Source organism: Paenibacillus sp. EC2-1 (assembly GCF_049311625.1).
Taxonomy (GTDB): domain Bacteria; phylum Bacillota; class Bacilli; order Paenibacillales; family Paenibacillaceae; genus Paenibacillus_AQ.
Genome location: NZ_CP186006.1, coordinates 3509808 through 3528464 on the forward strand (window position 1 = coordinate 3509808; position 18657 = coordinate 3528464).

20 protein-coding genes are annotated in these 18657 nt (G+C 44.3%); 5 read left to right on the forward strand and 15 right to left on the reverse strand.

All coding sequences use genetic code 11. The features are described from left to right. Positions 1–25 precede the first annotated feature (25 nt). From ACK8P5_RS16340 to trhA, 8 genes are all read right to left on the reverse strand, one after another. A complete protein-coding gene (locus ACK8P5_RS16340) occupies positions 26–727 on the reverse strand; it encodes a class I SAM-dependent methyltransferase (protein WP_422657321.1) in 702 nt (233 codons plus the stop codon). A gap of 146 nt (positions 728–873) precedes the next feature. Further along, complete coding sequence (gene trmD / locus ACK8P5_RS16345; protein ID WP_422657322.1) at positions 874–1695, reverse strand: tRNA (guanosine(37)-N1)-methyltransferase TrmD; 822 nt, start codon at positions 1693–1695, stop codon at positions 874–876. Between the two features lies 1 nt (position 1696). Beyond that, entirely contained in the window at positions 1697–2221 is a 525-nt protein-coding gene (gene rimM / locus ACK8P5_RS16350) for a ribosome maturation factor RimM (RefSeq protein ID WP_422657323.1), read from the reverse strand. Positions 2222–2347: 126 nt separating this feature from the next. Beyond that, a complete protein-coding gene (locus ACK8P5_RS16355; RefSeq protein WP_422657324.1) occupies positions 2348–2578 on the reverse strand; it encodes a KH domain-containing protein in 231 nt (76 codons plus the stop codon). A gap of 21 nt (positions 2579–2599) precedes the next feature. Further along, a complete protein-coding gene (gene rpsP / locus ACK8P5_RS16360; protein ID WP_006211361.1) occupies positions 2600–2872 on the reverse strand; it encodes a 30S ribosomal protein S16 in 273 nt (90 codons plus the stop codon). Between the two features lie 58 nt (positions 2873–2930). Beyond that, the gene (gene ffh, locus ACK8P5_RS16365) at positions 2931–4310 is read right to left on the reverse strand and encodes a signal recognition particle protein (RefSeq protein ID WP_422657325.1); all 1380 of its coding nucleotides are present in this window, start codon (positions 4308–4310) and stop codon (positions 2931–2933) included. 25 nt (positions 4311–4335) lie between these two features. Continuing rightward, the gene (locus tag ACK8P5_RS16370; RefSeq protein ID WP_422657326.1) at positions 4336–4692 is read right to left on the reverse strand and encodes a putative DNA-binding protein; all 357 of its coding nucleotides are present in this window, start codon (positions 4690–4692) and stop codon (positions 4336–4338) included. Between the two features lie 137 nt (positions 4693–4829). After that, on the reverse strand, positions 4830–5477 hold the full coding sequence (gene trhA, locus ACK8P5_RS16375) for a PAQR family membrane homeostasis protein TrhA (protein ID WP_422657327.1): 648 nt from the start codon (positions 5475–5477) through the stop codon (positions 4830–4832). Positions 5478–5662: 185 nt separating this feature from the next. Between trhA and ACK8P5_RS16380 the strand changes: the two genes are divergently transcribed. Genes ACK8P5_RS16380 through ACK8P5_RS16400 form a run of 5 tightly spaced genes read left to right on the forward strand, consistent with a single transcriptional unit; the run spans position 5663 to position 9519 of the window. Continuing rightward, positions 5663–6685, forward strand: coding sequence for a glycosyl transferase family 1 (locus ACK8P5_RS16380; RefSeq protein WP_422657328.1), 1023 nt, complete (start codon positions 5663–5665; stop codon positions 6683–6685). Next, complete coding sequence (locus ACK8P5_RS16385) at positions 6669–7928, forward strand: glycosyltransferase family 2 protein (protein ID WP_422657329.1); 1260 nt, start codon at positions 6669–6671, stop codon at positions 7926–7928. Before ACK8P5_RS16380 ends, ACK8P5_RS16385 begins: the two co-directional genes overlap by 17 nt. A 6-nt stretch (positions 7929–7934) precedes the next feature. Continuing rightward, positions 7935–8942: a polysaccharide pyruvyl transferase family protein gene (locus ACK8P5_RS16390; protein WP_422657330.1), complete on the forward strand. Its 1008-nt coding sequence runs from the start codon at positions 7935–7937 to the stop codon at positions 8940–8942. Positions 8943–8959: 17 nt separating this feature from the next. Then, on the forward strand, positions 8960–9280 hold the full coding sequence (locus tag ACK8P5_RS16395; RefSeq protein WP_422657331.1) for a hypothetical protein: 321 nt from the start codon (positions 8960–8962) through the stop codon (positions 9278–9280). A gap of 35 nt (positions 9281–9315) precedes the next feature. Beyond that, entirely contained in the window at positions 9316–9519 is a 204-nt protein-coding gene (locus ACK8P5_RS16400) for a hypothetical protein (protein ID WP_422657332.1), read from the forward strand. Positions 9520–9658: 139 nt separating this feature from the next. Here ACK8P5_RS16400 and ftsY read toward each other — a convergent pair whose 3' ends face one another. From ftsY to fabD, 7 genes are all read right to left on the reverse strand, one after another. Beyond that, positions 9659–10657, reverse strand: coding sequence for a signal recognition particle-docking protein FtsY (gene ftsY / locus ACK8P5_RS16405; protein ID WP_422657333.1), 999 nt, complete (start codon positions 10655–10657; stop codon positions 9659–9661). A gap of 26 nt (positions 10658–10683) precedes the next feature. Further along, the gene (smc, locus tag ACK8P5_RS16410) at positions 10684–14253 is read right to left on the reverse strand and encodes a chromosome segregation protein SMC (RefSeq protein ID WP_422661499.1); all 3570 of its coding nucleotides are present in this window, start codon (positions 14251–14253) and stop codon (positions 10684–10686) included. 155 nt (positions 14254–14408) lie between these two features. After that, the gene (gene rnc, locus ACK8P5_RS16415) at positions 14409–15107 is read right to left on the reverse strand and encodes a ribonuclease III (RefSeq protein ID WP_422657334.1); all 699 of its coding nucleotides are present in this window, start codon (positions 15105–15107) and stop codon (positions 14409–14411) included. A 12-nt stretch (positions 15108–15119) separates the two neighbouring features. Then, on the reverse strand, positions 15120–16358 hold the full coding sequence (gene fabF / locus ACK8P5_RS16420) for a beta-ketoacyl-ACP synthase II (protein WP_422657335.1): 1239 nt from the start codon (positions 16356–16358) through the stop codon (positions 15120–15122). Between the two features lie 160 nt (positions 16359–16518). After that, a complete protein-coding gene (acpP, locus tag ACK8P5_RS16425) occupies positions 16519–16752 on the reverse strand; it encodes an acyl carrier protein (RefSeq protein WP_046677908.1) in 234 nt (77 codons plus the stop codon). Positions 16753–16856: 104 nt separating this feature from the next. Continuing rightward, the gene (fabG, locus tag ACK8P5_RS16430) at positions 16857–17606 is read right to left on the reverse strand and encodes a 3-oxoacyl-[acyl-carrier-protein] reductase (RefSeq protein ID WP_422657336.1); all 750 of its coding nucleotides are present in this window, start codon (positions 17604–17606) and stop codon (positions 16857–16859) included. A 119-nt stretch (positions 17607–17725) separates the two neighbouring features. Beyond that, positions 17726–18655, reverse strand: coding sequence for an ACP S-malonyltransferase (fabD, locus tag ACK8P5_RS16435; RefSeq protein ID WP_422657337.1), 930 nt, complete (start codon positions 18653–18655; stop codon positions 17726–17728). Positions 18656–18657: the final 2 nt, after the last annotated feature.

An 18657-nucleotide genomic window follows, 5' to 3' on the forward strand; every position in this document is an offset into this window, starting at 1 on the left:
TCCTCCATCCTTAGATAATGCTGAATCATAAACCCGAACTATCTAAAATATAACCGATCGTTGATTGAAGGCGAGAACCCTCTGGAATTAACACCCCCAGACCATTATTGGACTGTAATTTATAATAGTGAATAGGTATAGAAGTTTCATTCAGGAAATCATCGATGGCACCATGGACACCATTCTTTTCTCCGCCTTCTGAAAGTGCATTCAGTGCGATATGATTAAACCCACCAACCTCCAGCAGTTCAGATTGCCCTGGCTTCATCCCTTTTGCAGTATGTGGCTGTCGATATTCTTCTGGAATGGACTCAGGATAGTAATACATATCTCTCCGGCCATACGGCCAATCCACATCATGCATGAGAACGATTGGAAATCGTCCTGTTCTTAACGCCATTTGCTCTACCGATTTTAATTCGTGGTATACCGTATACCAATTATGGTCCCCATCAATGAGAATCAAATCATATTGATCAATCGTCGGGAGCGCCTCTAAACTGAATTGTTCAAGAATCGTCACGACTTGCTCACCATAATACTGCCGTAGCAAGGCAATATCATACTGCGGACTTGGATCCACTACAATGCAGCGGGACTCCATATGTTTACAATACTGAAGCAATTTGAACGTGTTAATCCCCGTTAAAGACCCTATCTCTACAATTGTCTTCGGCTCTGCTGCGATAAGCACAGGCTTAATAACGTCATTCCAGAAACGATGCATAACTAACCTCCATCCAAACAATATGAGACAATGATGATGGATTATGTTATGCAGTATAGCCCATCCAATATGTAACATTTTCCTACAAAAAAAGAGAAAGCCATTAGACAGGCTTTCTCTTCTACAATATTTGATAATCAATATCATTAATCGGTGTGCTTCTCACTCTCTGTTCGGAGCTTTTCTAAGTATATCTTATCCTTTTTAGTAAGCTCAATATCTTTCAGCATCTCGGGACGTCGCTCCCATGTCCGCTTCAAAGCCTGCTCTCTACGCCACACCTCTATATTCGCATGATGTCCGCTAAGCAGTATATCAGGCACCTTCCAACCTCTGAACTCAGCTGGACGGGTATAGTGTGGATACTCAAGAAGTCCTGTACTGAATGAATCTGTAACTGCAGACATTTCATTACCTAGTACGCCAGGAAGAAGTCTAACTACGGAATCAATGATTACCATCGCAGGAAGTTCTCCGCCTGTCAGAACATAATCTCCTATAGACAGCTCATCTGTTACCAGATGTTCGCGGATTCGCTCATCATAACCTTCATAATGACCACAAATAAAAACCAAGTGATCTTCTTTGGCAAGCTCCTCAGCCTTTTTCTGTGTAAAGGTCTCACCTTGAGGACACATCAAGATAACACGAGCTGGTTTCTTCTCAGCAATCTCCCCCGTTGATTGTGTTGCTTCATCTTTCGCAGCATCTACATCTACTGCAGACTTCATGGATGGCGTAGACAGTACTGCCTCAGCAGCTGCAAATATCGCTTCGGGCTTAAGTACCATGCCTCCTCCACCACCATATGGCGTATCATCTACCTGTGAATGTTTATTCCCAGAGTAAGGCCGGAAATTGACTGCATTCATAGATACAATCCCTTTCTCAGCAGCTTTACCCAAAATACTAGACTGAAATACTCCATCGAACATTTCAGGGAATAGCGTCAAAACATCAACTTTCATGTTATAACAGTCCCTCCATGAGGTGGACCCGAATAAGTTTAGCATTTTTATCAACATCGAGTACAACGTCTGGAATCGAAGGGAGTAAGATCTCTTTTCCCTCTGGAGTTTTAACTACCCATACATCATTAGCTCCTGGTGTAAGAATCTCAGTGATCGTGCCTAATTCTTCAGCAGGTTCTTCATCTGTTACTACGCGGCATCCAATAATTTCATGAAAATAATACTCGTTCTCCGGAAGTTCCTCTTGAAGATCTTCACTGATCTTAAGAAGACTATCCTTGAATTTTTCTGCTTCATTTATTCCGTTAATTTCTTTTAATTTAATGATGTACATATTTTTATGAAATCGGGATGTTTCCACCGTTACTGGTAAAGGTCTCCCGCCCTTTGCTGACACAATAAATAAAGAACTTTTACTAGCAAAACGTTGTTCTGCAAAATCCGTATGTGGTACTACCTTGATTTCTCCACGAATACCATGTGTATTCACGATTTTTCCTACAGTAAATAACTTCTCAGACATGGTCTTCCTCCTGCATCTTGTTATGAACTTAATTCACTAAGGCATATTATATTTCTTCAGCATGTACGAAAAAGGGCTAGGACATGCATCCTAACCCCCTTTCGTATATCTTTAAGAAAAATTCTCTTAAGAAATGATATCAACGGTTACCCGTTTATTCATTTTAACCGCCGCCGATGTTACGACCGTGCGCAGTGATTTGGCGATACGCCCTTGCTTGCCTATGACCTTCCCGACATCGTCAGGATGCACGTACAGTTCATATACAATCAAATGCTCCTTCTCCACTGTCTTCACGGTCACATCTTCTGGATGATCCACTAAAGCCTTAGCAATAACACGAACTAATTCTTCCATAGATGACCCTCGCGATCAGTCTTATTTCTGATGCTTAAGCTCATGAAACTTCTTCATTACGCCCGCTTTGCTTAGCAAGTTGCGAACAGTATCAGATGCTTGCGCACCATTTTGAAGCCAGTTCAGCGCTTTTTCTTCATCGATCTTAACTTCAGCCGGTTGAGCAACCGGGTTGTAATAACCGATTTCCTCGATAAAACGGCCGTCACGTGGGGAACGGGAATCAGATACCACCACACGGTAGAAAGGGGCTTTGTGAGCACCCATACGTTTCAGACGAATACGTACTGCCATTTGAAAATTCACCTCCTTCGAAAAATGTCCTACTCGTTCCTATCAATCTATCTAATCCTTAACGGAAAGGGAACTTCATACCTTTACCAGCTAGACCCTTCAATTGCTTCATGGCCTTGTTTTTGCCACCTTTAGGTCCCATCATATCAGAGAACTGTTTCATCATCCGGCGCATTTCATCAAACTGCTTGATAAGACGGTTCACTTCAGCAAGCGAAGTTCCGCTACCCGCAGCGATCCGTTTACGGCGATTATGATTAATAATGTCCGGTTGTTGTTTCTCCTCGGTCGTCATCGAGTGCACAATTGCCTCAATTCGGCCCATCTGCTTCTCGTCTACTTTCAGATCCTTAGCCTGCTTCATCTTGCCCATGCCAGGAATCATATCCATTAACTGATCTAATGGACCGAGCTTCTTCACTTGCTCCATTTGCTCTAGGAAATCTTCGAACGTGAACTCTGCATTACGCATCTTCCGTTCCATTTCCTTCGCTTTATCAGCATCGATATTCGACTGAGCTTTCTCAATCAAGGAGAGCATGTCTCCCATACCAAGAATACGAGACGCCATCCGTTCTGGATGGAACGGCTCCAATGCATCAATCTTCTCGCCAAGCGCAGCAAACTTAATTGGACAACCTGTAACTGCTTTGACGGACAGTGCAGCACCACCACGGGTGTCTCCGTCCAGCTTCGTCAATACAACACCAGTCAGTTCAAGCTGCTTATTAAAGCTCTCTGCCACATTAACGGCATCCTGACCTGTCATTGCATCTACAACGAGCAATACTTCATCCGGAGTAACCACACTATGAATCTGCTTCAGCTCTTCCATCAGCTCTTCATCAACATGAAGACGTCCGGCGGTATCGATAATGACATAATCATGACCATTATCTTTCGCATGTTGCAGACCTTGCTTAGCAATCTCTACCGGGCTTGTCTTGTCACCAAGAGAGAACACCGGAACTTTAATCTGCTCTCCCAGAACTTCCAACTGCTTGATCGCCGCAGGGCGATAAATATCACCAGCAACGAGCAATGGGCGGCTGTTCTGCTTCAGAAGAAGCTTCGCAAGCTTACCGGATGTTGTTGTCTTACCAGCACCCTGCAAACCTGCCATCATGATGACCGTCGGTGGCTTGTTGCTCTTCGCAAGCTTGGACTGGCTTCCACCCATCAGCTCTGTCAGTTCTTTATTGACGATATCAATAATGATCATGCCTGGCGTGAAGCTGTCCATAACTTCCTTACCAATAGCCTTTTCTTTAACCTTGGCTACAAATTCCTTTACTACTTTAAAGTTGACGTCGGCTTCAAGAAGCGCCAGACGAACCTCGCGCATGGCTTCAGTTACATCCTCTTCGGATACTTTACCTTTACCACGAAGCTTACTGAACACATTCTGCAGCCTGCTGGTCAATCCTTCAAATGCCATATCCGTCACCTCCGTCTATACAAACTTAATCCCATAACATTAATTGATTTACCATATCAGTCATTATCTTCTTATCGTGCTCATTCAGGCTACTGCAACTTAACAGACTCCGAAGTTTATCAAGCTCACGGATACGCTCATCATGCTTCTTCAAAAGCCCGAGCTTCTCTTCATAAGTCTCTAGCACCTGCTCTGCACGCTTTATGTGCTCATAAACCGCTTGACGGCTAATTTCAAATTCACTCGCAATTTCCCCTAACGAGAAATCCTCATGAAAGTAGTGCTTTAAAAACGTCTGCTGCTTCTCTGTAAGCAGTCGTTCATAGAAATCGAACAGCAGATTAATACGGTTCGTCTTCTCGAGTCGGTTATCCTGACTCATCTAAGGGCACCCCCTCGTCAAGTAAAAACACTTTACAGTTCACTTGACGAACATTATCATACAAAAAACAAAGAAGGATGTCAAGCTTTTCTCCTTGTCATCCTTTTTTAAAATGTTAATGGGTGCTCCTTAACAGATTATTGAATTGGGAGCAGATAGAACAGAACCGCAAAAAAGTGCAATATACTGCCGGCAAGCACGAATAAGTGCCAGATGGCATGATGGAACGGGAAGCCTCTCCAAACATAAAAAATCGTACCCAATGTATAGAGTAAACCACCTCCAACCAATAGATTTATGCCTTCTTGAGCCACGACTGCGGTCAGTGGACTCCACGCAATCACGATCAACCATCCCATCGCAATGTAAAACACGGTAGACATAAACAGAAACTTTTTGACAAAAAAGGCTTTGAAAATGCAGCCAAATATTGCAATACCCCAGATAATGCCGAACAAGCTCCATCCAAGAGAACCACGAACAGCTACGAGTAGAAACGGAGTATACGTCCCGGCGATGAATAAATAAATGGAGGAATGGTCCAGAAATTCAAACACATCTTTGGCCTTTCCTTCTTTAAAACTGTGTACCAGCGTGGAACTCATATATAGCAGCAGCATGGTTGTTCCATAGATCGTAAAGCTCACGACATGCCATACCGTTCCTTCTAAGCTGGAAAATACAATCAACAGCACGAGTGCAGCAACACTGAGCGCGGCACCAATACCATGGGTAATTGCATTGGCTATTTCTTCCCTACGGGGATAAGTATGCGTATTCGCCATAAGCAACTTCCTTTCGTTCTTTCATTTCTTTTCATTATACGTGTTGAGTAACTTCAAATCCAGCTATCGAAAGATGATTCCACTTAAATCAATGTAAATGCATTTTTTGCAAATAACCATCATTCATCCAATCTATTAAGATAGTATGGCATATAATAGCACATAACGTTGAAAGGAGGCTTCTTATGGCTGTAGTTATTTACCCCCAAACCTTGAACTGGACCTATATGAAGCAACGTCCTCAGCAGCTAATGACACAACTGGGAGCTCTTGGACACCAGGTTTTCTTCGAGAATCAATCCCCATTACCGCTAGATCAAGAGTTTATAGAAGTCGAAAAAAATGTATTTTTGTTTACAGATACCCAAACATTCATATATCGAACTCTCCCACAATTACGTAAGCAGCACTCGATTGTTGTCTGGACTACATGGTCAAAATTGCGAACACGGATCTACACTTTATTTAATCCGGATGCGGTCATATATGACTGCTGTGATGAATTTCCACAATGGGCTAAATATGAGCACAAAATGGTTGAATCTGCGGATCATCTCGTAGCAACTGCAGAAGTCATTCAAACTCGGTTAAGTCTAGCCTATCCTGAGAAAAAAATCACATTAATTCCTAATGGGGCCGATACTTCCTTTTTCCAAATTCCGTATCAAGAAAGGCCCTCCGATTTACCATCTGGACCGATAGTTGCATATATCGGAGCTTGGGCTTATTGGGTGGACCATGCATTATTCACCAAACTGGCCACTGTATTCCCTCATGTGCAGTTTATTTCGATAGGAGCTCCATATGGAGACACCCATGACTACAGCAATTTGCCTAATGTGCACATTCTTGGTGAAAAGCCACATGATCAACTTAAACGCTATCTGCCTTACATTGATGTAGCACTCATTCCATTTCAATACCATCCCATTACACTGGCTACTAACCCTATTAAAGCCTATGAATATATGGCAGCCGGTGTGCGAGTATTATCAACAGCCTTGCCTGAGTGCATACTCATGGAACCACATATAACTACAGCCACTACTCACGATGATTTCATTAATAAACTTTCTCTTATGCTTAATAATCCCGATAATCAAGATCAAAGACTTGCTCGAATAGCTTACGCACAACAACATCGTTGGGTGGATCGCGGCATCCAGGCAGACCTGGTAATTCAGAGTACCCTTGCAACCAAACGCTAGAACGGTGGTGTCAGGTATTGAGATCATTCGAATACAGCCATATGGCTACTCGTTAGAAGATATCAGCCGCTATCGTGACCAAGTTCTGAAAACCATAGTAGATTTGAAGGGAGAATGGGTATATTGGGAGCCGGGTGCTTTCCGCTACCCCCCACTAAACTTTTTTAATCCAGACAAACCTAACAAACAGATTGAGCATCAATTAAAGCACCTTAATTGTATATACGAATACAACTTACCTAGATACTGGCGTAAGGAATGGCTTCGAGCACGCTTGGAGGACTGGAAAGGTCACCTTCCGGCCGCACGTTTTCTGCCTCTTGACATCGCACCCTCTAATGCTCATTCCTATTTCCTACCTTCCACACTCAATGGCCAAGATACGAAAACATCAGGATATTGCAAGTATTCCAATCATCTATTTACAGGTTTTAGTGGAGTTCACGAACAAGAAAGAGAACATATCTCCATAGTTTTAAGCCGTACACAAAATGAAGAAGAAACAGTAAAAATTGATACGTGTTGCACTCATCCAACTAATGCCTACTCTAACCCGAAAGTATCGATCTTGATGAGTATTTATAACATGAGGGATACCGTCGGATGGAGTATTCGATCTGTGCTTGCACAAACTTTTCAAGAATGGGAGCTTTGGATTGGTGACGATGCGTCGAATGATGATAGTTTTATCGAAATGATGTCTATTCCCGACATGAGAATCAAGATATTAAAACAGCCACACAATACTGGAAAAGCGCAGACGATGAACAAATTACTTGAACACGCTAAAGGAAAATTCATCCTAGAGCTAGATGGAGATGATTGGCTTCCTCCGACAGCGCTCGAAAATTTAGTCGATATCCTCGAACGATCTCCTGCAGCTGGTATGGCAACCGGAAGTTATGGTTGCTGGTTCCGAAGCCGTCAATTGGGATGTAGATGGAACGGTGTGGTCCAACGAAATGATATTGAAGGGATTAACAGCCAACATCTAGTTCATCCCCCTGTACCAAGAATGTACTCTAAAGCCGCTCTACAAGACCTTGGAGGCTGGATAAATCAGTCGGATGACTGGAATCGTTTATTCGAAGATATGGAATTGACATCTAGGCTACAGAAACGATACCCCATTATATCTTCGCCCGAGGTTCTTTATCATCGTGTTATTCATCAGGGTAGTATGAGCCAACGTCACGGAGCTTGGTTTGCTTCATGGAATCAATACAACCAGCATAGGAGGTGAATCTTCATGAAAATTGCTGTGTCCGGATATTATGGTATGGGGAATTTCGGGGATGATCTATTTTTGCACACACTTCGCCAAATATTTGATAATCATACCCTTTACCCTTGGACATCACATATAGATCCTCAGCATAGTGATGCCGTAATTATCGGCGGTGGAGATCTGATCACTCCCTACTCCTTTAATTCTTACTATTTCCATCCATTGTTTAAGCAGCTCCCTACTTGGCTATACGGTGTTGGCATTGTCGATGTCTATCCTGAACATACCTGGCCGGCAGATCAAGTTGCAGAATACAGAGCGATAATCTCCAAAGCTAAACGTGCTGTGTTCCGGGATGACAGATCCGCAGCTATCGCAAAGCGAGTTCAATTCCACCATCATGTAGAGACTGATCCAGATATCGTCTTTGGCTACCGCGAACCACGCATTCCCATCAAACGTTACTCCAAGAAACCGACCATTGGCCTATGTGTGTTCTCCTATGATTCGTTTCCTTTGGACAATATGACAAAACTACTCTCTCACCTAATGCAACGTGGCTACCATGTGGTTCTCATTCCAGTTATCCACCATCCTGGAAACCGTTATGCCGACTACGAAACATGCCTTTCACTTCAAAAAATGGTGCAGACTAATTCTCCGGCTTCGTCTATTGAAACCATGCCGTTTCTATTGGACTTGGAGCTAACCTATAGTTATATTCAAGCCGTTGATTTCCTGATCAGTTTTAAACTTCATCCATCCCTCGTGGCCTTAAGAGCCGGCGTTCCAGTCCTTGCATTCAGTCATATGAATAAAGTCGAAAGTCTACTCAGCTGCTTCGATTTAGAGCGTTATTACTGTGATTATAATCTTCCTTTGGAAGCATTAATTGATCAGACAGAGTTGTTTTTACAAGAGAGCCCTGCTCTAGTTGATAAAGCCAAACCGAAGATACGAAGAATGGAAGAACGAAGTTTAACATCACTATATGAACTGAAAAAAAATATCGAGATGACTATTTCATAATAAGGAGGAATTCATTTATGAATTTATTATCCCTCGCTTTTCAAATCACCCTGAAACTCAAAAAAATATATTATAAAGTGGAGTCTCTCAGCAGAGAAATTCGAAGACTAACTCAAAGACTCAATTCCCTTGAGAACCAACTGGTCTCTGGACTTACTGTGATACCGGAATTCACTAAATATTTCACAAATCGAATTGGCCAAAATGTTCAAATTCAAACGATGCTTATTACACTTCAAGGTGAGGTTGTTTCCGTCGCTGATGATGGTGTACAAATCCGTGAAACCTCAGGCGAAATCGTATTGATCCCATTTGCAAAAATAACATCCATTCAATAAAGTTTATTTAATTTATAAAGGTGGTGTATATAGCTATGCGCTATATTGATTGGCTTAAAGCAAGTATCGGTTCAGAGGTCGAAGTATCTGTCGTAGGTGATGTTATTATTGGAGAGCTGTCGGAAGTGGATAATGCGTTCCTTTCTGTGAAAATCCCTCCCATTATTTATGGACCCCCTACCGAGACTTCAATGATACCACTTCAATCCGTTCAATTTGTCCGTATTGTATCGTTATAATGCCGGACATCGAAACTAGCAAGGAAGACACGTACCATAAGGGAAAATATAAAGGAGCGGCACACCAATAGACCCTAACAAAGAAATAGCGACGCGAGGGTGATCCCCCAGCATCGCTATTTCTTTGTTTTTTTTATTTTTACTCAGTTTCCTCTGTATTCTCTTCTTCTTTAATCAGCCCGGCAAATAATGCATGAACGAACTGTTCGGAATCGAAAGTCTGCAGGTCACCCATTTTCTCCCCGAGACCCACAAGCTTCACCGGCAGGTTCAGTTCTTGACGAATAGCCACGACGATACCACCCTTTGCTGTACCATCCAGCTTCGTCAATACAAGACCTGTAACTCCGCTCTTCTCACCGAATAGTTTTGCCTGACTGAGCGCATTTTGACCTGTAGTTGCATCAAGCACCATCAGCACTTCATGGGGAGCACTTGGAATTTCACGCTGGATAACACGAAAAATCTTGTTCAGCTCTTCCATTAGGTTGGTCTTGTTCTGTAATCGGCCTGCTGTATCACATAGCAGAACGTCTACTTGACGCTGCTTCGCTGCTTGAACGGCATCGAACATAACAGCTGCAGGGTCAGAACCAGGTTGCTGCTTAATTACCTCAACACCAACACGCTCTCCCCATACTTCCAATTGCTCGATCGCTCCAGCACGGAATGTATCACCCGCAGCCATAAGTACTTTTTTACCTTCTTGCTTAAATCGATGAGCGAGCTTTCCAATTGTAGTCGTCTTACCTACTCCATTCACACCAACAAATAGGATAACGGTAATTCCATCCGGATTCATGCGAAGCTCATTATTGTTATCGCCTTTTAGTAATCCCATAAGCTTCTCAGACAAGACGGGTTGAAGATCCGCTGCATCTTCGATGCGGCGTTTCTTCACTTCAGCACGGAGCTCATCCATAAGATCCATTACCGTGTTAACACCAACATCGGCGCCAATCAGAATCTCTTCGAGCTCCTCATAGAACTCCTCGTCAATTTTTTTGCGGCGAATCACCAAATCTGAAACTTTCTCCACAAGCCCCTTACGGGTCTTCTCGAGTCCATCTCGGAATTGTTTTGTTACACTTTCTGTTTTGTTTGAAATGCTTTCCTTGAGTTTCTTAAAAAAGCTCATACGTTCCCTCCATTGGTTGTATATAGTTAGGCGATTACCGCTTCCTCACTCTCAAGTTTAACGGAGACGAGCTTGGATACGCCGCCTTCTTCCATCGTTACGCCATACAATACATCGGCTTCTTCCATCGTTCCTTTACGGTGAGTAACCACGATGAATTGCGTTTGTTCCGAGAATTCACGTAAATATTGTGCGAAACGCACAACATTCGCTTCATCCAAAGCTGCTTCAACTTCATCAAGAACGCAGAATGGTACTGGTTTAACTTGTAATATGGCGAATAACAAGGCCATCGCTGTAAGTGCTCGCTCTCCACCCGAGAGCAGCTGCAGGTTTTGAAGCTTTTTGCCTGGTGGTTGAGCTACGATATCGATCCCTGTCTCAAGGAGACGTTCAGGATCAATCAAAATTAGATCAGCTCTTCCACCTCCGAACAGCTTCGTGAACACTGTGCCGAACTCTTTGCGAATCGCATCGAAGGTCGTTTTAAAACGTTTGGACATCTCATCGTCCATCTCTTTAATGACCTGATAGAGAGTCGTTTTAGCTTCTACTAAATCTGCCTTCTGCACACTGAGGAATTCGTAACGCTCGTTCACTCGCTGATACTCCTCAATTGCGCCAAGATTAACATCTCCAAGCGCAGCTATATTCCGCTTTATTTCACGGACTTCATCCTGCACAGCTGGCACATCCTCAGGTACGGGATAGCGATGTTTCGCCAGCTCATAACTGAGTTCATAATCTTCACTCAGCTTTTTCAGGATATTCTCCAGCTCGACATCCAGTCGATTCACACCAATCTCCGTTTGACGAAGCTGCTCCTCCACAGACCTCAGCTGTGTACGCTGCTCTTTCGTCTCGCTTTCCTCAAGCTCAAGCTTCTTGCTCAGCTGTGCTCGGGATGCACGCTTGAACTCAAGCTGCTTTGCTGCTTCGTCTTTTTTCAGTTTGAAATGATTCAAGTCTTCAATCTGCTTGACGCTTTCAGATGCGTTCTGTTCCAGTTCCGCAAGAACTGAGGATAACATAGTTCGGTTCTGCTTCTGTTCTTTCTCATGATTGTTTACATCTGACTGCATTCGCTTCAACTGTTCCTCAAGAGAGAACGTTTCTTGATCAAGTTTACCTTCCCGTACCTTCAGTGTAGTCAATTGGGTCTGAAGCTCATCCTTGGCAGACTCATTGGCTTTGCGGGCAAACTCTGCAGCTTGTATCGCCTGATGCGTCGCTTTCTCTTCATCCTCAAGTTCTGACAACAACTTAACCGCACGAGTCCGACTTTCCAAGATCTCTTTAGCTTCTTGCTCATGACTCGTCTTCTCCTGACCAGCCAGCTCAGCCTGCTCGAGGACGTGACGAAGCTCATGCTCCAGCTGCTTCCGGTCACTTGATGCCTGCTGTTCTTCAATTCGCTTGTCATCACCAGACTTACGTAAATGATCCAGCTTGTCCTGAGATTCAACCATTTGTCCTCTTACTTGTTCAATCCCCTTTTGAAGCTTGCCAATCTGCTTCTCTGTTTCCGTGATTTCCTGATCCAACTGATCCAATTGGCGCTTCCTACCTAAGAGATTATTGCTCTTCTTATGGTGGCTACCACCCGTCATCGAGCCGCCTGCATTGACAACATCGCCCTCAAGCGTTACGACACGGTAACGGTACTGAAAACGGGATGCTATTTTGTTAGCCTGCTCCAATGTCTCTGCAATGACAACATTTCCAAGTAAACTACCGACAATATTACTGTATCTTGGATCATATTGAACCAGTTCCGAACCAAAGCCTACGAATCCTGGTTCCCCTTCTGCCATAGAACGATCAGAGGATGAAACTTGTCTTGGACGAATTACATCCAATGGCAAGAACGTAGCTCGGCCTAGTTGCCGCTGTTTCAGGAACGAAATTGCTTGCCGAGATACAGCTTCATTATCCATGACGATATGCTGAACCGAAGCACCAAGTGCCGTTTCCATTGCTAACTCCAGCTTCTCTGGCACTCTGATGAGTTCTGCAACAGCGCCGTGAACTCCATGTAATGTAGATTTGCGGGACGCTTTGAGCACTTCTTTAACCCCAAGCATAAATCCGTCAAAATCATCCTGCATTTCTTTCATCGTATCGCGGCGAGAAATTTGCGCTTCTCGTTTCTGCTCCCATTTACGAAGGGCGCTCTGACTTTCTTCTAGCAGCTTTTGCAGTGATTGATAGCGCTCGCTCTCTGTGATATAACCGCTGCGTAGTTCTGCAATTTCCTTACCAAATCTTTCAACATTTCGGTCAATCTGCTCTTTGCGACTGAGAAGTTCTTCTTTTTGCTTCTCCCATTTCCCTGTTTCTTCTTGTGACCTGCTCATCCGTCGCCCAAGTGCCTCTGTCTGCTGATCCGCATAGCGAATCTCATTACGGGCTTGAGCCATTCGGTTCATCAGGTCAAGGAGATTGCCCTTCAGACTCTCTTCTTGTTGCTGGCTAATCCCACCCGTAACACCAACAAGCTTGGCTTCTTCTGCAGAAAGCGTATCTCTTAGCTCAGCTAATTCTTTTTGCAAGGCAGCAAGCTTATCCTTCATTCGGACCAATTCTTCCTGTCTTTCAGCGAGCCTCTCTCCTCCAGAATCCACACTCGTTGTCAGCTGTTCTCGGGTCCGCTCTAAGTTACGACGACGTTCCTTAAGCACTTCGCCGTAACCCTCATTCTTCTCAAAAGATTCACTATACTGAAGCAGCTCACTCTGGGTTCTCTCAACTTCTTCTTCGAGCTGTCTCAGCGCAGAACGATCACTTTCAAGCTTAGCATCATGAGCGGACACAACTGTGGAGAGTGCGAGCTGTTCTTCTTTGAGCTGTTCCAGCTTAGCATTCGCTTCGCTCCATGCGCCATGAATCTGTTCAATCTGATACACATATAGAGATATCTCTTTTTGCTTAAGCTGTTCTTTTAACTCTTTGTAACGAATTGCCTTCTCAGATTGATCCTTTAAGGGTCCTATCTGGTCCTCAAGTTCAGTCACAAGATCGTGGATCCGAAGCAAATTCTGTTCCGTTTCATCCAGTCTGCGCACAGACTCCTTCTTCCGGGATTTATATTTCACAATACCTGACGCTTCTTCAAAAATACCTCGACGATCCTCAGAACGAGTACTCAAGATTTCTTCGATTCGGCCTTGTCCGATAATGGAGTATGCTTCTTTACCAATACCTGTATCCATAAACAATTCCGTAATATCTTTAAGTCTACATGACTGCTTATTAATCAAATATTCACTGTCACCACTACGATGTACACGACGGGTAACCGTTACCTCATTAAAGTCGAGTGGCAACACATGATCCTCATTATCAAGGGTCAAAGAAACTTCGCCATAATTAACCGCTTTACGAGCATCACTTCCAGCAAAAATAATATCCTCCATCTTGCCGCCGCGAAGTGATTTCGCGCTCTGTTCACCGAGTACCCAGCGAATGCCGTCCGAGATATTGCTCTTCCCGCTTCCGTTGGGTCCGACGACTGCAGTAATTCCCCGCACAAATTCCATTTCCGTCTTATCGGCAAACGATTTGAAACCCGCTAGTTCTATCCGTTTCAAAAACATATATTCCAAATCACCTCTACCGTTATTGTACCATACCGAGTTACCACCAATAGCAAAGGGACAACGAAAAAGAGCAAAAAACAGTCGTGACCCCTTGGTTTCCGGTTGCCGCCTGACTGATCTTTGCTCTTTGTTTGTCCTCACATCGGCGAAGCTTAGGCGTTCAAGCGCTTCAGCTGCTTCAAGGCTACCGCCGCTGCCTGCTGCTCGGCTTCTTTCTTGGAACGACCGCTTCCTCGTCCAAGACATTCGCTTCCCATAAATACCTCAGAGACAAACTCACGTTCATGCGCAGGTCCCCGCTCTTCAACGATACGATATTCCAGCGTACCCATACCGTGATGCTGTGTTAGTTCTTGAAGCTCGGTCTTATAATCGCTCATTTGAGGCCGGCCGTTCACTGTGACGGACTGAAACACATGGTCACTTAGAAATGAACGAACTGCCTCTAACCCTTGATCGAGATAGAGCGCTCCCACAAAAGATTCGAACACGTCAGCAAGAAGAGCCGGGCGGGTTCTACCGCCCGTCATTTCTTCTCCCTTGCCTAAGAGCACATAACGGCCAAAATCTAATCTTTCAGCGAATTTGACCAGCGAGGGCTCGCATACGATTGCAGCCCGGAGTTTTGTCAGTTCCCCTTCTGGACGATCTGGGTAAAGGTTGTACAAAAACTCACTCACTGTAAGTTCTAGTACAGCATCCCCGAGAAATTCCAGACGCTCGTTATCCTGACTCTGACTAAAACGATGTTCGTTGACATATGAGGCGTGGGTAAAGGCCTGCTTCAGCAGCATTCCGTTACGAAACTGGATATGAAGTTTATGCTGTAACTGCTTCAGATCTCCACTCAACACACTGTCCCCTTACTCGGTGTATTTTTTCAGGATAATAGTGGCATTATGACCACCAAACCCGAATGAATTGGACATTACAATGTTCAACTCAGCTTCTCTTGGTTCATTCGGTACATAGTCAAGATCACATTCAGGATCTTGATCCTCCAGATTGATCGTTGGAGCGATAATCTGGTGTCCTAGACTCAAAGCACATATAACAGCTTCCACACCGCCTGCAGCACCTAACAAATGGCCTGTCATCGATTTCGTGGAGCTTACTGCAACTTTATAAGCATGATCACCTAATGCCATCTTCACAGCCTTCGTCTCCGATCGATCTCCGACCGGCGTTGATGTTCCGTGTGCATTGATGTAATCAATATCCTCCGGATTGATTCCTGCATCACGAATAGCCATCTTCATACAACGCGCTGCGCCATCCGGATCAGGTTCAGTCATATGGTGAGCATCGGCACTTAATCCATAACCGATAACTTCGGCATAAATTTTCGCACCACGCTCTTGAGCATGCTCTAAAGATTCCAGAATCAGAACTCCTGCACCCTCACCCATGACAAACCCGTCACGACCCGTGTCAAACGGACGACTTGCCTTAGCAGGCTCATCATTACGAGTTGACATTGCACGCATTGCACAGAAACCAGCCATGCCTGTTGGACGGATTGTTGCTTCTGCACCGCCACACACCATGACATCTGCATCTCCACGTTGAATCAAGCGGAAGGAATCTCCGATCGAATGGCTACCTGTCGCACAAGCTGTTACCTGTGTCGTATTCGGTCCCTTTGCTCCCAAGTTGATGGACATTTGGCCAGAAGCCATATTCGCGATCATCATTGGGATAAAAAATGGACTTACTCGCTTAGGACCTTTCTCCAGCAATACATTATGCTGATCTTCCCAAGTTCCCAAACCGCCAATACCGGATCCGATGGATACACCAACACGTTCTGCCTCAGCATTCTCACCGATCTTGATTCCACTATCTTCGAGTGCTTTCGTACCCGCAGCAACTGCGAATTGAACAAAACGGTCCATCTTGCGTGCTTCCTTACGGTCCATATAATCCTCTGGATTAAAATCCTTTATGGATGCAGCAATTTGTGTTGGGTAGTCGCTGACATCAAAAGCTTCAACATGGGACACTCCAGATTTACCAGTCATAAGACTGTTCCAAAACGTATCAATGTCCTTACCTATCGAAGTCATAACACCCATACCAGTAACAACAACTCTTTGCTTCAAACAAACTCACCTCTATATGGACTGCCCTTACACCCGTTAATTCTCTTCAGGGTGCTTGGATCAGCAATAATCTATCATTATTCAAACACTTGTAATATTAAAGTCAGGAAATGTGGAGAAGTCCCGCCTTACAACAAGAACGGGACTTTGGTTTTATGACTTAGGTATGAGATTGTATGTACTTAACAACTTCACCTACGGTCGTAATTTTCTCCGCATCTTCATCAGAGATCTCCATATCAAACTCATCTTCCAACTCCATCACTAATTCAACTACATCGAGAGAATCAGCTCCAAGGTCATCTTTGAAAGATGCTTCTAGTGTTACGTCGGCTTCGTCAGCACCCAGGCGGTCGACGACGATGCGTTTTACACGTTCCAATACATCGGACATCCGGCTCACCTCCTCTTGGTAATTATATAAGATATAATTTCAAATTGCCATAGAAGGCACTTGAAAACGTAATTAATGCAGACTCTTGAACGGTGGATTAACTCTTACATATACATTCCACCGTCTACATGAAGGGTCTGCCCTGTCATGTAACCCGCAGCGGAAGAGGCAAGGAAAGCAACAACACCTGCGATTTCTTCCGACTTTCCAAGGCGAGCAAGTGGGATATCTCCCATTAGCTTCTCACGCATGTCTTCAGGTAGTTCACGCGTCATGTCTGTATCAATGAAACCAGGCGCAACAGCGTTCACTGTAATGCCACGGGAAGCTAATTCACGGGCTGCCGATTTGGTCAGACCGATCACTCCCGCTTTTGCGGCAACGTAGTTAGCTTGCCCAGCATTACCAAGCGCACCTACAACCGATGAGATATTAATAATGCGACCATAGCGCTGTTTCATCATCGGACGGGTCACTGCTTTGAGACAATTAAAGACGCCCTTCAGATTCGTTTCAATCACTTGATCGAACTCTTCTTCTTTCATGCGCATGATTAAATTATCTCTAGTAATCCCAGCATTATTCACCAGAATATCAATTCTACCCCATGTGTCAAGCACTTGCTTGACGAGGGCATCCGCTTCAGCACTTTTTCCAACGTTAGCTTTTAACGCTATGGCCTCCACGCCTTTAGCCTTGATTTCAGAAACAACCGCATTGGCTGCCTCTTCATTACCAGAGTAATTCACAGCAACATTAACTCCCATATCAGCTAATGCAAGCGCAATACTGCGCCCAATGCCACGGGAAGCACCTGTAACTAGAGCTGTCTGTCCTTTTAAAGCTTCGATCATAAAATGTTCCTCCTTTCCCCGAGTCTACCCATAAAATGGAGATCTCAACTCTCAAATACATGTTCAGAATCAAAAGAATCATTAAATCTGGCCTCAGAACCAGACTTTTAGAACATGAATTAGAGAGTCTCCAGTTCTTTAATACTGGCTAGACTATTTATATTAATTAGCTTCACATTTTTGTCTATTTTCTTAATCAGACCCGTCAAAACATTCCCAGGTCCAATCTCCACAAAGGTATCGACACCTTGGCTTATCATCCATTCCACACTGTCATGCCATAGTACTGGAGAATATACTTGTTCAACAAGCAGCTTCCGGATTTGTTCAGGATCGCTGACCGGTGTCGCATTGACATTAGCAACTACAGGTACTGATGGAGCTGTTAATTGAACATCTTTAAGCTTTCCTGCAAGACGCTCAGCAGCTTCTCTCATCAATGAAGAGTGAAAAGGCCCACTAACTTCAAGTGGAATAGCTCGCTTGCCCCCCGCTTCCTTTACGCGACCAGATACAGCCGTAACCCCTTCTGTAGATCCAGAAATAACGATCTGTCCAGGACAGTTAATATTCGCAAGCTCAGCCGGAGTTCCTTCTTCCGTCACACTGCGGCACAATGTACTTAGCGCTTCACGATCCGCACCTAGCACTGCTGCCATAGCTCCTTGACCACCAGGGACAGCTTGCTCCATAAACTCACCACGAGCACGCACAATCGTTATCGCTTCCTTAAGAGATAATACGCCGGAAGCTACAAGTGCACTATATTCACCAAGACTGTGGCCTGCAACATAATCAGGAGTGATCCCTTTCTCACGGAAAGCTTCCAAATATGCCACACTTGCAGCAAGAAGTGCAGGCTGAGTGTTATATGTTTGCTTAAGTTCCTGATCCGGACCTTCAAATATAATTGAGCTCAGTGAAAAACCAAGTGCTTCATCTGCCGCTTCGATCACATGACGTGAAGCTGGAATTTCATCAAACACATCTTTTGCCATACCTACCGATTGGGCACCTTGCCCTGGAAATACAAATGCTATCTTTCCCAAAT

Bases quoted from the DNA above. Each gene is read 5' to 3' on its own strand.
- trhA (WP_422657327.1), bottom strand. From the start codon at position 5,477: ATGGCGAATACGCATACTTATCCCCGTAGGGAAGAAATAGCCAATGCA.
- ACK8P5_RS16355 (WP_422657324.1), bottom strand. From the start codon at position 2,578: ATGGAAGAATTAGTTCGTGTTATTGCTAAGGCTTTAGTGGATCATCCA.
- acpP (WP_046677908.1), bottom strand. From the start codon at position 16,752: ATGTCCGATGTATTGGAACGTGTAAAACGCATCGTCGTCGACCGCCTG.
- ftsY (WP_422657333.1), bottom strand. From the start codon at position 10,657: ATGAGCTTTTTTAAGAAACTCAAGGAAAGCATTTCAAACAAAACAGAA.
- trmD (WP_422657322.1), bottom strand. From the start codon at position 1,695: ATGAAAGTTGATGTTTTGACGCTATTCCCTGAAATGTTCGATGGAGTA.
- ACK8P5_RS16370 (WP_422657326.1), bottom strand. From the start codon at position 4,692: ATGAGTCAGGATAACCGACTCGAGAAGACGAACCGTATTAATCTGCTG.
- smc (WP_422661499.1), bottom strand. From the start codon at position 14,253: ATGTTTTTGAAACGGATAGAACTAGCGGGTTTCAAATCGTTTGCCGAT.
- ACK8P5_RS16390 (WP_422657330.1), top strand. From the start codon at position 7,935: ATGAAAATTGCTGTGTCCGGATATTATGGTATGGGGAATTTCGGGGAT.
- ACK8P5_RS16340 (WP_422657321.1), bottom strand. From the start codon at position 727: ATGCATCGTTTCTGGAATGACGTTATTAAGCCTGTGCTTATCGCAGCA.
- fabG (WP_422657336.1), bottom strand. From the start codon at position 17,606: ATGATCGAAGCTTTAAAAGGACAGACAGCTCTAGTTACAGGTGCTTCC.
- ACK8P5_RS16380 (WP_422657328.1), top strand. From the start codon at position 5,663: ATGGCTGTAGTTATTTACCCCCAAACCTTGAACTGGACCTATATGAAG.
- rimM (WP_422657323.1), bottom strand. From the start codon at position 2,221: ATGTCTGAGAAGTTATTTACTGTAGGAAAAATCGTGAATACACATGGT.
- ACK8P5_RS16395 (WP_422657331.1), top strand. From the start codon at position 8,960: ATGAATTTATTATCCCTCGCTTTTCAAATCACCCTGAAACTCAAAAAA.
- ACK8P5_RS16400 (WP_422657332.1), top strand. From the start codon at position 9,316: ATGCGCTATATTGATTGGCTTAAAGCAAGTATCGGTTCAGAGGTCGAA.
- ffh (WP_422657325.1), bottom strand. From the start codon at position 4,310: ATGGCATTTGAAGGATTGACCAGCAGGCTGCAGAATGTGTTCAGTAAG.
- rpsP (WP_006211361.1), bottom strand. From the start codon at position 2,872: ATGGCAGTACGTATTCGTCTGAAACGTATGGGTGCTCACAAAGCCCCT.